Source organism: Mitsuaria sp. TWR114, assembly GCF_007997345.1.
This window is the reverse complement of the sequence record NZ_VOSR01001094.1, coordinates 1-859: the sequence shown is the minus strand read 5'-3', so window position 1 is coordinate 859 and position 859 is coordinate 1. Positions and strand designations below refer to the sequence as shown.

Below are 859 nucleotides of genomic sequence, written 5' to 3'. Positions count from 1 at the left end.
AGCGGCACCGCGACGCTGGAGGCGGCGCTGCTCAAGCGCCCGATGGTGATCGCCTACAAGCTGCACTGGTTCAATGCCTGGCGGATGAAGGGCAAGGCGCTGCTGCCCTGGGTGGGCTTGCCCAACGTGCTGGCGCGTGAGACGCTGGTGCCGGAATGCCTGCAGGACGAGTGCACCGGCGAGCGCATCGCCCGCGAGGGCCTGGCGTGGCTGGACGACGCGCCCCGGCGCGAGCGGCTGCGCGAGCGCTTCCTCGAGATCCACCAACAGCTGCGCTGCAACACCGCGCGAAGGGCCGGCGATGCGATCGCGAAAATCCTCGGCGCCTGAACGTCCGACGCAGCTCGGCCTGGAATGGGCCGGCGAGGGCCTGCTGTGCGGCGTCGACGAGGCGGGGCGGGGCCCGCTGGCCGGACCGGTGGTCGCGGCGGCGGTGATCCTCGACGACCAGAGTCCGATCAAGGGCTTGAACGACTCGAAGGTGCTGAGCGAGAAGAAGCGCGAGCAGCTCTTCGACGAGATCCGCGCGAAGGCGCTGTGCTTCTGCATCGCGGAGGCGACGGTCGAGGAGATCGACCGCATCAACATCCTGCAGGCGACGATGCTGGCGATGCGCCGCGCGGTCGAGGGCCTGCGGCTGAAGCCCGGGCGCGTCCAGGTGGACGGCAACCGGCTGCCGGTGCTGCGCATCCCGGCCGAGGCGATCGTCCGGGGCGATGCGCTGGTGCCGGCGATCTCGGCGGCGTCCATCCTGGCCAAGGTGCACCGCGACCGCTTCTGCCTGCAGATGCATGAGCAGCATCCGCAGTACGGCTTCGACAGCCACAAGGGCTACGGCACGCGCGAGCACCTCGAGGCG

At 70.4% G+C, this 859-nt stretch carries 1 protein-coding gene and 1 pseudogene; both read left to right on the top strand.

Going from position 1 to position 859, the window contains the following annotated elements; all coding sequences use genetic code 11:
- Window positions 1-330 (top strand): annotated as a pseudogene (locus tag FUT87_RS27690) (lipid-A-disaccharide synthase); the annotation flags it as partial.
- Window positions 302-859 (top strand): ribonuclease HII (rnhB, locus tag FUT87_RS27685; protein ID WP_147243042.1); only part of this gene is annotated, 558 nt, incomplete at its 3' end. The pseudogene FUT87_RS27690 and the gene rnhB, both read left to right, overlap by 29 nt.